The sequence below is a fragment of the Bacillus sp. SIMBA_074 genome, assembly GCF_046534555.1.
Lineage (GTDB): Bacteria > Bacillota > Bacilli > Bacillales > Bacillaceae_G > Bacillus_A > Bacillus_A mycoides.
This window is the reverse complement of sequence record NZ_JAWRYM010000052.1, coordinates 1-17,947: the sequence shown is the minus strand read 5'-3', so window position 1 is coordinate 17,947 and position 17,947 is coordinate 1. Positions and strand designations below refer to the sequence as shown.

The window sequence follows — 17,947 nt, the reverse complement described above, 5'->3', positions numbered from 1 at the left end:
CAGCTGTAAATTTAGCCATAGAAAAACTGCACCTCCAATTGTTAGACTGTGTCTAACAATTGGGGTGCAGTTCATTTCATCTGCTCTCTTTTCTTACTATTCAATCGGTAACATTGATAATGCAACACGACCTTTTTTCATATCAATATCATCTACCCATACCTTTACAATTTGTCCCACGGATACAATATCTAATGGATGCTTTACAAATTGTTTGCTTAATTTAGAAATATGTACTAAACCATCTTGCTTCACACCAATATCAACAAAGGCACCGAAATCAACAACATTGCGGATCGTTCCCTCTAATTCCATACCACGCTTTAAATCTTCTAATTTTAAAATCCCCTTTTTCAAAAGTGGCTTTGGCAACTCATCCCTCATATCTCGCTCCGGGCTAATTAAAGCATCCATAATATCAACTAACGTCGGCTCACCAATCTCCGTCTCTTGAGATAATTTAGAAATATCTACTCCTTCGAAACTCTTTTGCAAGTTTGGTTTCCCCACATCATTCTTTGATAACCCTAAGCTCTTCAATAGCAATTCAACATTTTTATATTGTTCTGGATGAATCCCTGTGCGATCTAACGGATTTACTCCTTCTAATATACGTAAAAATCCGATACATTGTTCATAAGTTTTCGCACCTAAACGTGGGATTTTCTTTAATTCAGTACGCTTCGTGAATTTCCCATCTTCCTCACGCTTAGCTACAATATTTTTCGCAACTGTTTTTGATAATCCCGAAACATATTGCAACAATGCAACTGAAGCTGTATTTACATTAACACCAACTCGGTTAACTGCTGTCTCTACTACGAATGTTAATGATTCATTTAATCTCTTTTGAGATACATCATGTTGATATTGTCCCACCCCAACAGATTTAGGGTCAATTTTCACAAGCTCTGCAAGTGGATCTTGTAGACGTCTCCCAATTGAAACAGCACTTCTTTCTTCAACCTGTAAATTCGGAAACTCCTCGCGAGCTACATCAGATGCTGAGTACACACTAGCACCCGCTTCATTTACAATAATGTAAAATACATCTCGTTCTACATTTTGTAATACATCTACTATAAATTCTTCCGTTTCCCTCGAAGCTGTACCATTTCCAATTGCTATCATTTCAACTTCATATTTATCTATAATTGAAATGATTTTCTTTTTTGCATCCTCATATTTACGAGCAGGCGGATGCGGATAAATAACATCTATGTGAAGAACTTTTCCTGTATCATCTACTACAGCTAATTTACAACCGGTTCTATATGCTGGATCTACCGCTAACACAACTTTCCCTTTCATCGGAGGTTGTAATAATAAATTACGTAAATTCTCAGAGAAAATATGAATCGCTTGTTCTTCGGCCGTTTCCATTAATTCTTTACGAATTTCTCTTTCTATTGAAGGTTGAATTAATCGCTTATATCCATCTTCCATCGCTAATTGTACATAATGCGCACTTTTAGAAGCTTCATCAAGAATCATTTTTTTATGTAAAAACTGAAGAATTTCTTCAATTGGCGTGATAACAGAAACTCTTAATACGTCTTCCTTTTCACCACGATTCATAGCTAGTACACGATGCGGTACTACTTTTTGCAACGGTTCTTCATAGCCATAATACATTTCATATATATTCTTTTCATCTTTTTCTTTATCTTTTACAGATGAAGACATAATCCCTTTTCGGAAAGTAGTATTGCGAATCCAACTACGATATGCCGCATTATCCGAAACAAGTTCCGCAATAATATCTTGCGCACCTTGCAACGCATCTTCTGCAGACGCCACTTCCTTTTCTGCATTAACAAATTCCATAGCCTTCTCTGCTGGATTTTCTTTTTTATATAATAATAGCCACTCAGCTAACGGTTCTAATCCCTTTTCTTTAGCAATTGTAGCTTTCGTTCTTCTTTTTTCTTTATATGGACGATATAAGTCTTCTACTTCTTGAAGTTTTGTTGCAGCAACAATATGACGACGCAACTCTTCGGTTAGTTTACCCTTTTCACCAATAAGACGAAGAACCTCTTCTTTCCTATCTTCTAGTTGCATCATATATTGCCATCTTTCTAAGATTGCACGAATTTGCACCTCATCAAGAGACCCTGTCCATTCTTTTCGGTAACGAGCGATAAATGGAACTGTGTTACCTTCTTCTGTTAATTGAATAACATGACGAACTTGCTTTTCTGTAAAGCCTAATTCTTTCACTAACATTTTCATTAACCCTTGTCGATTATCTACCATTTCCATATCCAACCGTAACCTCCTCTATAATAAAAAAAAGTTGCCCTGTAAAGAGAGCAACTTAAACTGCCGATTTAAAAATCTATTAGTCCTAAACTAATTTGTAACGCTTCATCTACACGACTCATCATCACTTCATCCAAATGAGTGATTTTGTCCGTTAAGCGTTGCTTATCGATTGTTCGAATCTGCTCAAGTAAAATAACAGAATCCCTCTCAAAACCGTACTTTTTCGCATCAATTTCCACATGAGTGGGTAATTTCGCTTTTTGAATCTGTGCAGTAATAGCCGCTACAATCACAGTCGGACTAAAACGATTTCCGATGTCATTTTGAATGACAAGAACCGGACGAACGCCTCCTTGCTCAGAACCAACAACTGGGGAAAGGTCTGCAAAATACACGTCGCCGCGTTTTACAATCAAAATATTACCCCCCGCTAACTAAGCGTTCTACTGTATGAGCTGCTTCATACTCTGCTAAGAAAGCTTCAGATGCAATACCAAGATTAATTTTTCCCATTTCAATGTACCCACGTCGCATTGATTCATGTTGGTAGCGTTTCTTCGTCTTATGTTGACGCAATAACAGTTGTGTTGCCTGGCAAATTAGTTCATGGCGATTCTTATTCTCTTGTTTTCCAATTCCGTCCAATTCCGTTACCATTTGCTTTGGCAACCGAACCACGATTTCAGTAGTTACACTTGATTCGGACACAAAAATACACCTCCACCGTCAACTACACACCCAAATATATATATGACACCTATTGTAATAATACCATTGTATGGAGCCTGTTGCAAAGACTTCCTTATTCCTTGCTTATGTTTTCCAATTCATAAATAAAACATTCATCTTCTTTTACTTTTTATCTCTTTCAAACAAGAAATAAAGCAATCCTTCAGTAATATTTCATTGCAACTTATATTAATAACAAGTATAAAAAGAAGCTCCCCAGCGAAAAAGAACCTATTCTTTATTAGTGAAACTCCTCCAAATGACGAGATGCTGAGTAATAATACCTTCTTCTATATATCGTTCAAATAATTGATTACTTCTACAACTTTACCGTGTCGTATAAATATTCTCGGTACACGGAAGCTTATCGTTGCAATAATTTCATAATTAATAGTCCCGGAATATTCAGCAACCTCGGTAGCACTAATATACTCATCACCTTGTCTCCCAATGAGTGTAACTTTCGTACCAAGTGGCACTTCACAAGGAAGATGTATCATGAATTGATCCATTGTCACTCGCCCTACAATCGGTACTCTTTCACCGTTTACAAGTACCTTAAACCCTTGCAATCTTCTAAGCCAGCCATCTGCATACCCAATCGCAACTGTCGCAATCCATTCTTCGGTTCTCGTTCGGTATGTGACATTATAACTAATCCCATCCCCTTTAATCACTTGCTTAATATGAGCAACTTTCGTATGAAGTGACAACGCCGGTTCCAATTTAAATGGTAAAAAAGGACGTATTTCTACAGATGGGGATAATCCATACATCGCAATACCAATTCGCACCGCATTAAATGTAATCCCTTGAAACCTTAACGTTGCGGCGCTATTGGCTGTATGGACAAATTTAGGATTCACTCCAAATTCTTTCAACCAACGTAACTGCTGCAAAAATGTATTATATTGCTTATCAAAGTAAGAAGTCTCAACCTCATCCGCTGTTGCAAAATGCGTATATACTCCTTCTAACTCTAAAAATGGCGCACCTTCTAAACTCTTTAAGAACCCTTTTAATTCTTTTCGTTCACGTATTCCGATTCTCCCCATACCACTATCAAAATTAATATGGAATTTCATTATTGATGAACCATCCCAGAGCTTTATCGCTTCTTCCACCCATTCTTTTTGAAAAACAGTTAATGCTACATCATTTTCAGCAGCTACATTTACATCACGGGGCGGGGAAGGACCTAATACTAAAATCGGTGCAGTAATACCAGCCCTCCGAAGCACTAAAGCTTCATCTAAAAAAGCAACTGCTAATCTTGTTGCTCCTGCTTCTAATGCAGTTTTAGCCACCGGTACATAATCGTGCCCATATGCATTCGCTTTAACTACAGCAAAAATCTCTACATCACTTGGAATGGACTCTTTAATATGTGTAACATTGTTATAAATCGCATCTAAATCCACTTCCACCCACGTGTCACGGTAAAACGGCGCTTCTTCCATAAATACACTTCCTTATACACGATATGCGAAGCTTATTCTTTTATATGCTTCTTTTATGAAATCCACCTTCAAACTAAGAAAAGACGTGGTGCACATATATCACCACGTCTAAGAAGTTTACTTCACCTGCTTCGCTGTAACCGAACGAGCAACCATCAACAACTCATTCGGCTCTAAACCTTTAGACACGAGCATATATTCTACTCCGTTATGTGACCACGTTACAGAGTCTTTCGTCAATGCACCAATCGTGAAACCAAGATCAACCGGCTCTCCACTTACACTTACCGCCGATGAGGCCTCTGCAACTTTTGACTTTTCTTGTATTAAAGTAAAGGATTTCTTACTTCCAGTATATGTGAGTATTGCACGCTTGCCACTGTCTGTCTTCAACTCTTCTTCCTCTTTCAAAGTCATACCTTGCGGTGTATCACGTGGATACAAAATAGCAAACGGTTTGTCTTCTTTCGCTGCCGTCTGAACATCCACTTGTGCTCTAGACATATTTTGTTTCGTATCAAATGCACCTTTATCAAACTTTGCATCAAACTTTACTTTAGTGAAATCTACTTTTACAAGGACATTTTGATCATTATCCATCAGTTTCACAGAAACTGGTGTTAAATCACTTTTATTCAGCTTAATTTCTTGTTTCGGCAACATATTTTGATGTTGATAATTTGTTTTTGTTTTAAACACATAATACTTATCTGTTTTCTCGAAAGAGAGATTTTTCTTATCTTGCAAAATATCTCTTACAAGTGATTCATATAAATAAGCCTGGCTACTATTTTGCGGCCAATCACTTTGAAAACGGAAACTCTTATTAAGTGCCGGTGTTAATACAAATACACCTTCATCATTCCTTAAAATAATTTGACTCTGATCCTTTTTCGCATTCTGCAAATTCACACGATAATACGAAGGTTCTTTATGCCAAATTTCTACATTGTACTCTTGAGGTTCATTTCCTGTTTTAATAGATAATTTCGCTTCAGCTTGATAACTCTTCATACTTTTAACTTTCGTTTCTAAATCTCTCACAACATCTTCCTGTTTCTTTTCCATACAACCCGCCAACACAAAAACGGTCAATAAACCGACAAGAACTAAAAACAGACGCCTTTTCATCACTTCAGCCCCTTTGCCCCTATAAATGAATGGAAGATATGCCTTCCTTATCGCTACCTCAAATATATGAGACAAAGATATAAAATATGCAGACTAGCGTGACAGGCTTTCCAAAACAACTTGAGCAACGGCAAATTCTTTACTATGACTAATTGATAAATGAACAATATGCTCTGTATTTGTAATGATAATCGGCTTACCTCTATCATCATTCCTTACTTCAATATCTAAAAAACTCACTTCTTTCCCGATACCGGTCCCTACCGCTTTAGAATACGCCTCTTTTGCTGCAAATCTTCCAGCTACGAATTCTATAAGACGACTTCCTTTCAACCCCTCGGCAACACCACGTTCCCTTTCAGTTAAAATACGTTCCATAAATTTAAGCTTTCCATCTAGCATTTTTTCAATTCGATTTAACTCAATAATATCGATTCCAATCCCTACAATCATTTCAAAATCCCCTTCTTCTATTTAGCTTTCTTCATTCATATTGTAAGAATAACAGAGAATCTTTCTGATGCAAAAGGAGTGATACTAACAACATGCTAATACCATCCACTCGCATTTCCTTACAACCGATTATCATTTCTTTACTTCTTATACAATTAGTCATGATTATATTGAGCGACTTTTCCCTCTTTCACCTGGCAGCCTACAATGAATATATTGCTAAAGGAGAGTGGTGGCGTGTCATAACTTCCTTACTTGTACACGTAGACTTACAACATTTCCTTTCTAATAGTATTTGTTTATTCGTATTTGGTTCTTCTATCGAAAAACAACTAGGACACTTTTCTTTCATCATTATTTTTTTCCTTTCTGGCATTCTCGGGAATATTTCTTCTTATATTATTATGCCTCTTGAATATATTCACGCCGGAGCATCTGGTGGTATTTTCGGATTACTAGGCGCCCAATTATTTTTATTGTATAGTCGATATCGTTCTTCAAAACCAAGAGACATCGCTATTTTTTCAATAATGATACTTATATTACTACTATTTACTTTCTTTAATCCCTCTGCCAATCCTATAAGCCATTTAACAGGACTGATCATCGGCGGCATGTGCACCCCTTTTTTAACAAAAAAAAACGATGGCGCAGAGCTTATTTAATATAGAAGCTCGCACCATCGATAATTTCCACATCTGTTTGTTTACTTAACTCTCTCATTAGTTGAAATAAAGACTCGTCCTTTTTCTTCGCCTCAATCATACAATCAATTCGCGGAACACTCCCCTTTATCTTTTTCAAAAAAGATAAGAAAGTATCTACATCAATAAAATCTGCATGTGCTCTCGGGTTTTTTCCATCTCTAGGACTGGAGATGTGCATTTTAACCGGTAACAAAGACGATTCCCACGTATGTACAACACGCGCCCAATCTTCATGCCAATCTTCCTGGTCATTATTCATCATATGATGGTGCAAATCAAACACGACTGGAATGTCTAATTTCTCACCTAAATACAATGTTTCTTCTAAAGAAAAGGTCGTGTCATCATTTTCTAATATAATCATCTCTTGAATACCTCTTGGAACAGTTGACCAATTTTCTATAAAGCGTTCTAATGCAAGCTCCTTATCTTTATAACCTCCTCCCACATGTAATACACATCGTTGCTTATGTTCAATTCCCATACCCTTTAACAATTTTTTGTGCATCTGCAATGTCTTTACAGATTGTTTGAAAATACTCTCCTCAGGTGAATTTAGTACAACAAAGTGATCTGGATGGAAGTCAATTCGCATATTCATACGAATTGCATATTCACCTAATTCTTTCAGATTTTCTTTTAACGGACGAATATAGTTCCAATCTAACAACTCCTCATGATTCGCTAAAGGAATAAGCTTGGAACTAAGTCGAAAGAAAGATATATCATGCCCTTTATTATGTTTTAATAACCGTAAGCAATTTTCCAAATTCGAATTAGCGATTCTTTCAAGTTTACGAATCGCAGCCTCTCGATCATCAATCCGCTGAAACTGTGCATACGTCATCGTTTGAGATGGAGAAGCATTCTTCAAATGTACACTCATCGCAACATACCCAAGTCTTACAAGCATATAGCACCTCATTTCTATACGAGTTACTATGTAGTATGCACAATTACAGAAATAAAAAAAGAGAATGCCCGCAAAGGGCATTCTCTTTTTTATTAAGCTTGTGGACGGCTATGATGTTTTCTTTCGCCGCGTCCATTTGAAGATCCAGGGCGACCTTCACCTTTACGACCACGGTTACCATCACGGCTACCAGCATCACGGCTACCGCCATCACGATTACGATCACGGTTACGACCATCGCCACTTCCGCTTCCACGTCCATCACGATTGCGATCACGGTTACGACCATCGCCACCGCCGCGTCCATCACGACTACGATTACGATCACGGTTACCATCACGGTATCCACTTCCGTTACCACCGCGTTTTTTAGAACCGCCACCGCCACCTCTTGAAACAACTGGTGGTTCTGATGTTAAAGCGATCGGAGTTGTATCCGGCTCTTTTGTCATCATTTTTAAAGCAGCAGCTACTACTGTTACAGAATCATTCTCTTCTAACATTTCTTCTGCAATACGCTTGTAGTATGATAAGTTATCATTTTCAATTGTGCTTTGAAGTTTTTCAGCGATTAAACGTTGTTGACCTTCTAACGCCTCGTCAAGTGTCGGTGCGTCCATACGATCAACCTTACGTTTTGTTGTACGCTCGATATTTTTTAATTGTCCTGATTCACGTGGTGTTACAAATAACATTGCAATACCTTTTTTACCAGCACGGCCAGTACGACCGATACGGTGAACGTATGATTCTGGATCTTGTGGGATATCGAAGTTGTATACGTGTGTTACGCCTGAAATATCAAGACCACGTGCAGCAACGTCTGTTGCAACAAGAACTTCAATAGTACCTTCTTTAAATTTACGTAATACAGACATACGCTTCGCTTGTGTTAAGTCACCGTGAATACCTTCTGCTGCATAACCACGTAAGTTTAATGCTTCTGATAATTCATCAACACGACGCTTTGTACGACCGAATATGATTGCAAGCTCTGGAGATTGAATATCTAGTAAGCGTGTTAACACGTCAAACTTTTTCTTTTCTTGCACTTCTAAATAGAACTGCTGAATGTTTGGCATTGTTACTTCTTTTGCTTTTACTTTAATGTGTTGAGGCTCAGTCATGAAACGCTCAGCAATACGACGGATTGGATCTGGCATTGTCGCTGAGAATAATAATGTTTGATGTGTTTCTGGCACATCTGTTAAAATCGCTTCAATATCTTCAATGAAGCCCATGTTTAACATTTCATCCGCTTCGTCAAGAACAACAGTCTCTACGTTTTGTAAGCGAAGTGTTTTACGGTTGATATGATCTAAAATACGACCCGGCGTACCTACAATAATGTGTGGGTGTTTTTTTAGAGCACGAATTTGGCGGTTAATATCTTGACCACCATAAATTGGTAGAATACGAACACGTTTATGTTTACCAATTTTGTATAGCTCTTCTCCAACTTGAATTGCTAATTCACGCGTTGGCGCGATAACAATACCTTGAACTGCTTCTTTATTTGTATCCACTTTATCTAATAGTGGTAATCCGAATGCTGCTGTTTTCCCTGTACCTGTTTGCGCTTGCCCAATAATATCCTTACCTTGCAATGCATGTGGAATTGTTTCAGCTTGAATCGGCGTAGCCTCTTCAAAGCCCATACTTTCAACAGATTGTAGTAAAGACTCACTTAATCCTAGTTCTCGAAATGTTGTCAATGTTACTTCTCCTTTTCTATCCTATACTTATCATTTAAAAAAAGGCGTTTTCCGAACTTGCGGAAAAGCCATTTTCCTGAATACTTACGTATATAACCGGGCGTATATTCTTCACGAAAATACTTCTAAACGTTATTACACTTTATCAATTATAAGTTTTGTAGGTGTAAAAAGCAAACCCCAACTGTTACCTTATTTCATATTCAGAGCTTTTTTCTTTACTTTTATTTTTTTATCGTTTACTGTAAGCGCTTATTATAAGTTTCCACTATTTTCGTGGCTATCATCCCTATTTATATACACCAATTATTTCAACATCGTAATTACTTCTTCTAATTTCATGCCGCGAGATGCTTTTACTAATACAACATCTTTCGTACCGACTACTGCTTGCAACTCTTTTATTAACTCTTCTTTACTATCATACGCTTTTACACGGTCTTTAGGGAAATTAATTTTTGCACCTTCAGCAATTTGAGCCCCTAATTTACCATATGTGAATACATATGAAATTTTTGCTGGATCAATTAATTTACCTACTTCATAATGAAATTGCACTTCTTGATTTCCAAGTTCTAACATATCACCAAGCACAACAATTTTTTTAGCAAATCCATCTAAACCATTCATTAGGTGGAACGCAGCTTCCATAGCTGTTGGACTAGCATTATAAGCATCATTGATAATTGTTAAACCACTACCTGTTTTTACAATTTCCATACGCATACCTGTCATTTGAAGTGTTACTAAACCTTGTTTCATTTCTTCCCACGTTACACCAAAATGTTTTGCAATTGCCATTGAAGCAAGCGTATTATATACATTATGCTTTCCTAGTACTGGCAAATAGAATGACAAAGTTTCATCCCTGTTCATCTTAAAGTGTGTCCCAGTAGCCTGCAATGTTACAGTAGTTGGATAGTAATCATTTGCTCTCGCATCACCAAATGTAACTGTTTCAGCTGCTAAATTCATTTCTGGAACACGATTCGTTAATAGCGGCTCATCTCCATTATATACGAACACGCCACCCTTTTGTAAACCTGTAACAATTTCTAACTTCGCTTCAGCAATCGCCTCACGAGAGCCTAAATCCATTAAGTGCGCCTCACCAATGTTCGTAATAATAGCTGCATTAGGACGAGCTAACTTAGATAGAAATTCAATTTCTCCTCGGCTTGACATGCCCATTTCTAATACAGCTACTTCTGTATTTTCCTCTAAATTTAAAATAGTAAGAGGTAAACCGATGTGGTTGTTGAAATTACCTTCTGTTTTTTGAACTTTAAATTTAGTCGCAAGAATACTTGTTACAATATCTTTCGTAGATGTTTTACCATTACTACCCGTTACACCAACAACTTTTACATCCAATTGATCACGATAGTTTTTCGCTAACATTTGCAATGCTGCTAGTGTATCTTCTACAAAAATAACCGGAAGATTTTCAGGTGGGTTTTCTACATCTTTCATCCATAATGTAGCAATCGCCCCATTTTCAACAGCTTTGTCTACAAAAGCATGTCCATCGAAACGTTCACCTTGAATTGGAACATATAAATTTCCATTTTCAATTTTCCTCGTATCAATAGACACTCCTTGTATAGTAATTCCCTCATACTGCTCTGCTAATCCAGTACCATTTATCATCTGCTCTACTTGTTTTAACGTTCGATTTATCATGAAAACACTCCTTACATAGAGGAAGCACTATTCCTTCGAATAGTGCTTCCTCCTTTTTTGTTAGATTGTATATTTAATTTTTTGTTTTTCTTCGTGACGCTCAATCGCTAAGCGAATTAGCTCTTCAATTAATTCCGGATACGGTAACCCTGTATGTTGCCATAATAGAGGGAACATACTAAACGGCGTGAATCCTGGCATTGTGTTTACTTCGTTAATATATACTTCTCCATCTTTCGTTAAGAAGAAATCAGCTCGTGTTAAGCCCGAACCATCTAATGATTGGAATGCGATAATTGCATCTCGCTTAATTACATTAGACTCTTCTTCTGTCATTTCAGCTGGAATAATTAACGCTGTATCACCATCGATGTATTTCGATTTGTAATCATAAAAATCTTTTTTCGGTACAATTTCACCTACAACTGAACATTTCGGCTCATCATTACCTAATACACCAACTTCTACTTCACGACCTACAATATTTTCTTCTACAATAATTTTACGGTCAAATTGGAATGCCTCTTCGAATGCATTCTCAAGCTCTTCACGATCGCTACACTTATTAATACCAACACTTGAACCAAGGTTTGCTGGTTTTACGAAGCAAGGATATCCTAATACTTCTTCTACTTTTTCATATGCTGTTTCACGATCTTTTTCCCATGCGCTACGAATGAAAGATGCATATTTCGCTTGTTTCAATCCAGCTTCTGCAAAGATATTTTTCATAACAACTTTATCCATACCAGCAGATGATGCTAATACACCGTTACCTACATATGGAATGTTTAGTAATTCTAATAACCCTTGTACTGTTCCATCTTCGCCATTCGGTCCATGTAATAATGGGAAAATAACATCAATTGCATCTTCTTGTTTAGAAGTTGCCGTTGGGATAATTTCTGTACTTAATGATACAGGAGAAATTGTATTCTCTTCCCCACTCATTTGTAATGCCTCAACATTTGTTACTTCGCCTTCAATACGCTCTCCACGCATCCATTGGCCTTGTTCTGTAATATAAATTGGATGAATCTCGAATTTATCTTGATTTAATGCTTTAATAGCAGCAAGAGCCGTTTGTAACGAAACTTGATGCTCAGCTGATTTTCCACCGTATAATAAACCTAATTTAATTTTTGTCACTGAAATCACCCTAACCAATTGTTTTCATTTTTCTATTTTAGCACTTTTTATAAAAATAGGTAGTTCCTATTTGAAATAAAATGTAACTTCCACAAATAATTAAAAGACACCACTTATTGGTTTTCTACACTTTTTCTCTTTAATTTCTACACACCTAAACAAAATTAAACTTTAGAGCAAAATTGCTATCTAATCTAGTTATGTACCTAAAATATGTAGAAATCCACTTTGTGTGTATGTCATCTATATTACCCTACCATTTGTGGAGAATGAAAAAACACTGATTAAAGTTTCATTTTATTAAGAAGACTGTTTTGTAGGCGTATCTTTTTGCCTCTGCTCAACAAGACGATCTAAAGAAACATATACAAAGCCTGCAACTACACACCCTATACTTAAAATTGTAAATAAGTAGTGACCAAGCAAACGATCCAATAAAAAACCACCAAGAAGTGGACCGAATGCACTTCCTGTAATCCACTGCAAACTCGCCGCCCCCATATAGGTTCCTCTCAAATGCTCAGGGGCCAAATTCGCTACAAACGTCATCTGTACAGGCGACATAATCATCTCGCCTAACGTATATATGGCATAAACAAACATTAATGTCATTAAAATAATTGTAGCATTTGTATCATATTCTCCAAACCACTTCGGTAACCATCCTATAAAAAACAAACCAATTCCGAACAAACACGCACCGTATAACATCGTCTTTCCAACAGGTTTATCTGTCGCCCATTTTGAAATTTGAAATTGAAATAAAACAACTAATAGACCATTTAATGCCATTAAATATGGGTATGGATTGTTGACTCCAAAAATATCCTTCATTTCGTTATCAAAGTGAAGCGGTAACATGCCTTCTGTTTGAGAGAACCCCATAGAAATAATGATCCCCGCTAACAAATAAATCATTAACGCCTTATCTCTCATTAAAATTTTCCAAACTGCTCCGGATTCCTGCTCTTTATTTTTTTCCGTCATATCCGTAATTTTTGGCATTGTTTCTTTAATAAGTACTAACACTAGGAGCGCATAAAACAACATAGCGGATGAAGCAATAATAAACACGAGGTTCTTTGATAAAACAACTACTGATGCTCCCATTATCGGTCCAATTGCAGCACCAATATTGTGTCCCATTCGCAATAAACCATATGCTTCTGTTCTTTTTTCTGGCGCCGTCACATCTGCAACCATCGCTGATGCCGCTGGGTGAAATAGCGAATTACTTAACCCTAAAAAAATAGATAAAATGGCATATGGAATAAACCCTTCTATAAATAAAAAACCGAGCATTAGTAATGCATTACTCGCCATTGAAAATATCATAATTGGCTTTCTTCCATATATATCAGCTATTCTTCCGCCTATAAGCGAACCAAAACTTGCAGCTATTGGAGAAAGCGCCATAATGATTCCAACTTGTAATAAAGAATCTACCTTATCTTTTAAATATAGTGCAAAAAAAGGCATTAACATCATCATCGCAATTCCGTTCAATGTCTCACCGATAAATCGAATCCATACGTTACGATCCATCTCTCTTAACTCACGCCATGTATTTTTCATAAATTCCCCCCTTAGTTCCCCAACAATTATATTATATATAATTAGAAAAATGTAAATTTTCAAACACAAAATCTAGCCATAACAATCCCTGTCGAAATAAGTAGAAATTCTTCTGATTATGCACAATCTTTATCACTCTTTCTATATATCTTTCTATAACTTTTTTTGGTATTATTATACATGTCGATTCCATAAAAGAGGCATGCTCCCGTATTGAGCATGCCTCTTTTTACTTATTTCACAGTATATGAACCCTCTTCAATCCAGCTATACATATATTTTTCATCTTCCGTCTCATGTGCTTGTTTTACAATACGAAGCGGACGGAATGTATCTATCATAACGGCCAGTTCAAGTGTCTCTTTCTTCCCTATACTCGCTTCTGTTTTCCCTGGATGTGGCCCATGCGGGATCCCGCTTGGATGAAGCGTAATAGAACCTTCTTCTACACCTTTTCGGCTCATAAAATTACCTTCTACATAGTACAGTACTTCATCACTATTCACATTACTATGATAATATGGTGCCGGAATAGATTCTGGATGATAATCGTATAAACGCGGTACGAAAGAGCAAATGACGAAATTATGCCCTTCGAATGTTTGATGTACTGGTGGTGGCTGATGAATACGACCTGTAATTGGTTCAAAATCCTCCACATTAAAGACCCACGGATATAAATACCCATCCCATCCAACAACATCTAACGGATGGTGCCCTAACACATGCTTGTGCATATAACCTCTCGACTTTGTCATTACGACAAACTCACCTTTTTCATCATATGTCTCCAATTTCTCCGGTCCACGCATATCTCTTTCACAAAACGGACTATGTTCTAACAATTGCCCATATTCATTGCGATAGCGACTTGGTGTTGTAATTTGGCTATTTGCCTCTACAACAAGAAACTTAGTCTCTCCCTCATCTGGAATAACACGATAAATCGTTCCAATTGGAATTGTTACATAATCACCTTTTCTATAGTGAATCGTTCCAAACATCGTTTCAATTTTTCCTGTTCCATAATGAACAAATAACATTTCATCGCCATCACCATTACGGTAAAAATAATCCATTTTTTCTGTTGGACTCACTACTCCAATTAATAAATCCTCATTCCCAAGCATAAAGTTTCTTCCGCTTACTGCATCACCAGTTTTTTTATTTTCTTTCGTACGGAAGTGGCGATGAGCAAGAAGGGCATCCTCTTCATACTGTAACTGACAAGAATGCGATAATGCCGCGTGCCCTACTTCTGTTGGCATATAATGATGATACAAAATAGACTGGGTACCAGAGAAACCTTTTGTCCCCATTACCTGCTCACGATAAAGCGATCCATCTTTTTTACGAAATTGTACATGTCGTTTATGAGGTAGCTCCCCCATGTGACGATAAAACATGCCCATCACCTGCTTTCATGTCTTTTTTGACCGTATTACGTAACGTACCTAAACCAGTAATCGACAGCTCTACAACATCTCCATCTTGTAGCCACTCTTCTGTACCAAGTTCTAAAATACATCCTGTTCCTACTGTCCCAGACCCGATAACATCCCCTGGATATAACGTAACGTCTTCCGAAGCACGTTCAATCATTTCAGCAAATGTATAGTAAATATCTTGGAAGTTTCCCTTTGATAATATCTTTCCATTTACATGAGCAGTCATCTCTAAATCATAACGATCACCGTTACGATAAACGTCTAATTCCTCTTTCGTAACGAGATACGCTCCTAATGAAGTTGCAAAATCTTTTCCTTTCGCTGGACCGAGTCCCACTTTCATTTCTGTTGCTTGTAAGTCCCTTGCACTCCAGTCGTTCATAATGCAGTAACCAAAAATATATTCCTCTGCTTGTTCACGAGAAATGTTTCGTCCTTCTTTCCCAATTACGCAAGCAATCTCTAACTCATAATCAAGCTTTTTAGACTTCTTCGGACCAATAACAAAATCATCTGGTCCAATAACAGCACGGTGGTTCGTAAAATAAAAAACCGGGATATCATACCATTCAGGTACAACATCTAGCCCTCTTCTCCCGCGGGCTGTTTTTACATGCTGCTCAAATGCATAAAAATCTCGAATGCTACTCGGATTAGGCATTGCCGCTGCTAATTGAACTTCCTCTAAGGAATATATACCCTTTTCAGGATTCTTAATACTACGCAATACTTCTACATACTCATCTGCTTTCTCTAAAAAGGCGAACATAGAAGAAGGTAATTGTCCATCACTCGCAAGATTCATATCGATTACTTTGTCACCTTCAAGCCATCCAGCTCGCATTTCTTTCGATGGGAGACGAAATGTAACAAATTTCATCGTGATTCCTCCCTATGAAAATGAAATTTCCACCAACAAAGGAACTCTTGCTGGTGGATACAAATTTTATAAATTTCCGCGACGCTCTTGTTCTCTTTCAATTGATTCGAATAACGCTTTAAAGTTACCTTCGCCAAATCCACGAGAACCTTTACGTTGGATGATTTCAATAAATAAAGTTGGACGATCTACAATTGGTTTCGTAAAGATTTGTAATAAATAACCTTCTTCGTCACGGTCTACTAGAATCTTCAATTCTTTTAATCTATCAATTTCTTCATCAATTTTCCCCACTCGTGCAGTTAACTCATCGTAATACGTATCTGGCGTATCTAAAAACTCCACGCCATTCGCACGAAGCACTTCGATTGTTTTTACAATATCACTTGTTAATAAAGCAAGATGCTGTACACCCGCTCCGTTATAGAACTCTAGATATTCTTGAATTTGTGACTTTCTTTTTCCATCTGCTGGTTCATTAATTGGAAACTTAATACGGCTTCCATTCGTCATAACTTTTGACATTAATGCCGAATACTCTGTGCTAATATCGTCATCATCAAAGTGAATCATTTGTTTAAATCCCATGACGTTCTCATAATAACTAACCCATTCTTCCATTTTCTCAACGTTACCAACGACATGGTCTACAGCAATTAAACCGGATTCTTCAAATGGAATATTGAACTCTACCTTTTGAAATCCTGGCATGAATGTTCCTTTATAATTTTTACGCTCTACAAGCGTATGAATTGTATCACCATACGTACCAATAACCGCTTTCTTCAAGGTACCTTCCTCATCTGTTAACTCTTCAGGAGGAGCAATCGCAACAGCGCCACGCTTCACCGCTTCAGAGTAGGCTTTATCAACGTCATCAACAAGTAAAGCCACATCTTTCACTCCATCACCATGAGTCTTTACAAACTCTGCAATACGGCTATCGCTACTTAAAGCTCCAGACACAACAAAACGCATATTTTTTTGCACAAGAACATAAGATACCTTTTCACGGTTTCCTGTTTCTAATCCAGAATAAGCTACAATTTTGAATCCAAACGCTCTCGCAAGATAATAACTTGATTGCTTTGCATTCCCTACGTAAAATTCCAAATGATCTACATCACGTACCGGAAAAAAGTCCTCCATTTGTGCAGCTAGCGTATCCATAGATTTTTGTTTCATAATATCTTCATCCCCCTGTAAATAGATTAAATGGTCCATACTTAAAACCAACCGAAAACGCTTCCAACATCAATTAATAGAAATTAGTTAGCAAGCTAACAAATTCTGACCTTTAAAACTTTCTATCTTTTCTGTCAAATTCCTCTTTTTTTCTTACATATAAAATTCGACTTTTTTCTCTTTAAAGTAAGGGGAAAATATTAATACTTGAAGGTATATATGAGAGGAAAACAAAAAAGACTCCAACATATTAACTACTTACTAATACGTTAGAGTCTTTATTTTTTTTGAATGATTGTATTTATATTTTTCATACTAATATATTTGCAAGGAATAGAATAAATGATGTTAATATTACCGCTCCGCCTAATGATCCTAATAAATCTGTTTTTGTTACTTGTAACACTTGTTCACTGTTCATATTCCTCATTCTCCTTTCATTTTGTACAATTTAAAACTTTTATTATACTAATACGCTTGATAGAAATACGATTAATGCTGTTAATACTACTGCTCCGCTTGCTGATCCTAAGAAATCACCTTTTGTTACTTGTAATACTTGCTCTTTCATATCTTTCATTCTCCCTTATCTTATTTTTGTTACAAAACTTCTATTATACTAATACGCTTGATAGAAATACGATTAATGCT

General features: G+C 36.9%; 17 protein-coding genes. 1 reads left to right on the top strand and 16 read right to left on the bottom strand.

Features of this window, described 5'->3' with window-relative positions; translation table 11 throughout:
• Positions 1–96 precede the first annotated feature (96 nt).
• The 6 genes from SB773_RS29095 to acpS form a co-directional block, all read right to left on the bottom strand.
• Positions 97–2,265: a Tex family protein gene (locus SB773_RS29095; protein ID WP_410593658.1), complete on the bottom strand. Its 2,169-nt coding sequence runs from the start codon at positions 2,263–2,265 to the stop codon at positions 97–99.
• A 68-nt stretch (positions 2,266–2,333) separates the two neighbouring features.
• On the bottom strand, positions 2,334–2,684 hold the full coding sequence (ndoA, locus tag SB773_RS29090) for a type II toxin-antitoxin system endoribonuclease NdoA (RefSeq protein WP_000635965.1): 351 nt from the start codon (positions 2,682–2,684) through the stop codon (positions 2,334–2,336).
• A 4-nt stretch (positions 2,685–2,688) separates the two neighbouring features.
• On the bottom strand, positions 2,689–2,976 hold the full coding sequence (locus tag SB773_RS29085; protein WP_000004570.1) for an antitoxin EndoAI: 288 nt from the start codon (positions 2,974–2,976) through the stop codon (positions 2,689–2,691).
• Positions 2,977–3,287: 311 nt separating this feature from the next.
• Positions 3,288–4,457 (bottom strand): alanine racemase, encoded by a 1,170-nt coding sequence (alr, locus tag SB773_RS29080; protein WP_088034765.1) that lies wholly within the window; start codon positions 4,455–4,457, stop codon positions 3,288–3,290.
• Positions 4,458–4,574: 117 nt separating this feature from the next.
• Positions 4,575–5,525 carry a LolA family protein gene (locus SB773_RS29075; protein ID WP_002091373.1) on the bottom strand — a complete coding sequence of 317 codons (951 nt, stop codon included), beginning with the start codon at positions 5,523–5,525 and terminating at the stop codon, positions 4,575–4,577.
• 156 nt (positions 5,526–5,681) lie between these two features.
• Positions 5,682–6,041, bottom strand: a complete 360-nt coding sequence (gene acpS, locus SB773_RS29070; protein WP_410593654.1) for a holo-ACP synthase — start codon at positions 6,039–6,041, stop codon at positions 5,682–5,684.
• A 92-nt stretch (positions 6,042–6,133) separates the two neighbouring features.
• Here acpS and SB773_RS29065 point away from each other — a divergent pair, with 92 nt between their 5' ends.
• Positions 6,134–6,706: a rhomboid family intramembrane serine protease gene (locus tag SB773_RS29065; RefSeq protein WP_002167128.1), complete on the top strand. Its 573-nt coding sequence runs from the start codon at positions 6,134–6,136 to the stop codon at positions 6,704–6,706.
• On the opposite strand, the gene uvsE is transcribed toward SB773_RS29065, so the two are convergent.
• The 10 genes from uvsE to SB773_RS29015 form a co-directional block, all read right to left on the bottom strand.
• Positions 6,699–7,661 carry a UV DNA damage repair endonuclease UvsE gene (gene uvsE, locus SB773_RS29060; RefSeq protein WP_002029436.1) on the bottom strand — a complete coding sequence of 321 codons (963 nt, stop codon included), beginning with the start codon at positions 7,659–7,661 and terminating at the stop codon, positions 6,699–6,701. The genes SB773_RS29065 and uvsE overlap by 8 nt on opposite strands.
• Before the next feature lie 92 nt (positions 7,662–7,753).
• Complete coding sequence (gene cshA / locus SB773_RS29055; protein WP_060751507.1) at positions 7,754–9,376, bottom strand: degradosome RNA helicase CshA; 1,623 nt, start codon at positions 9,374–9,376, stop codon at positions 7,754–7,756.
• A 306-nt stretch (positions 9,377–9,682) separates the two neighbouring features.
• Positions 9,683–11,059 carry a UDP-N-acetylmuramoyl-tripeptide--D-alanyl-D-alanine ligase gene (gene murF, locus SB773_RS29050; RefSeq protein ID WP_131248048.1) on the bottom strand — a complete coding sequence of 459 codons (1,377 nt, stop codon included), beginning with the start codon at positions 11,057–11,059 and terminating at the stop codon, positions 9,683–9,685.
• A 60-nt stretch (positions 11,060–11,119) separates the two neighbouring features.
• Positions 11,120–12,208: a D-alanine--D-alanine ligase gene (locus SB773_RS29045; RefSeq protein ID WP_410593650.1), complete on the bottom strand. Its 1,089-nt coding sequence runs from the start codon at positions 12,206–12,208 to the stop codon at positions 11,120–11,122.
• Positions 12,209–12,508: 300 nt separating this feature from the next.
• On the bottom strand, positions 12,509–13,783 hold the full coding sequence (locus SB773_RS29040; RefSeq protein ID WP_060751505.1) for an MDR family MFS transporter: 1,275 nt from the start codon (positions 13,781–13,783) through the stop codon (positions 12,509–12,511).
• A 233-nt stretch (positions 13,784–14,016) separates the two neighbouring features.
• The gene (locus tag SB773_RS29035; RefSeq protein WP_002140161.1) at positions 14,017–15,189 is read right to left on the bottom strand and encodes a homogentisate 1,2-dioxygenase; all 1,173 of its coding nucleotides are present in this window, start codon (positions 15,187–15,189) and stop codon (positions 14,017–14,019) included.
• Positions 15,155–16,111: a fumarylacetoacetate hydrolase family protein gene (locus tag SB773_RS29030; RefSeq protein WP_410593647.1), complete on the bottom strand. Its 957-nt coding sequence runs from the start codon at positions 16,109–16,111 to the stop codon at positions 15,155–15,157. The genes SB773_RS29035 and SB773_RS29030 overlap by 35 nt, the downstream gene beginning before the upstream one ends.
• A 66-nt stretch (positions 16,112–16,177) precedes the next feature.
• The gene (gene hppD / locus SB773_RS29025; protein WP_002140158.1) at positions 16,178–17,296 is read right to left on the bottom strand and encodes a 4-hydroxyphenylpyruvate dioxygenase; all 1,119 of its coding nucleotides are present in this window, start codon (positions 17,294–17,296) and stop codon (positions 16,178–16,180) included.
• Positions 17,297–17,606: 310 nt separating this feature from the next.
• Positions 17,607–17,717: a DUF3948 family protein gene (locus SB773_RS29020; protein ID WP_001083697.1), complete on the bottom strand. Its 111-nt coding sequence runs from the start codon at positions 17,715–17,717 to the stop codon at positions 17,607–17,609.
• Positions 17,718–17,759: 42 nt separating this feature from the next.
• Entirely contained in the window at positions 17,760–17,876 is a 117-nt protein-coding gene (locus tag SB773_RS29015) for a DUF3948 family protein (RefSeq protein WP_002029425.1), read from the bottom strand.
• Between the last annotated feature and the right edge of the window lie 71 nt (positions 17,877–17,947).